1 protein-coding gene is annotated in these 437 nt (G+C 52.2%); it reads right to left on the bottom strand.

Features of this window, described 5'->3' with window-relative positions; genetic code table 11:
- Positions 1 to 142 precede the first annotated feature (142 nt).
- On the bottom strand, positions 143 to 437 hold a 295-nt coding region (locus Q5762_RS37200), incomplete at its 5' end, for a GGDEF domain-containing protein (RefSeq protein WP_315896732.1).

Here is a 437-nt window from a genome sequence, read left to right as displayed (position 1 = left end):
GGAAATCTAATCAGCCAAAAACTTGACTATCAGACAATATTACTAGAGCCATCCTATACTTTTAATATGACATTTTAAGTTCAACAAGCCACTCACCGCCTCGACGTTGTTTAAGCATCAAATATATTTTCACCTTATCACCTCAGCCATCCGTACATACCACTACCCGATCACGCCCTGCTCGCTTGCCCACATATAACAGTTCATCGGCGCGCTGGATCAGGTCGTCAAGTTCACTATGGCCATCCTGGGCAGTGGCTACACCAATAGTCACGCTCGGGCGCAGCGATGCCATGTCGCCCGTACTGGCCAGTTCCGCGACCCGCTGCTTCAATCGTTCGGCTACCTGCTGCGCATCGCTGGCAGTCGTATTGGGCAAAGCGACGATGAACTCTTCCCCACCAAAGCGGCCGATGACATCACCCGGCCGCAGCGAC

Origin of the sequence: Streptomyces sp. P9(2023) (assembly GCF_032436795.1) — a bacterium.
Lineage (GTDB): Bacteria > Actinomycetota > Actinomycetes > Streptomycetales > Streptomycetaceae > Streptomyces.
The sequence above is the reverse complement of the archived record's forward strand: the minus strand, read 5'-3'. Positions and strand labels throughout refer to the sequence as shown.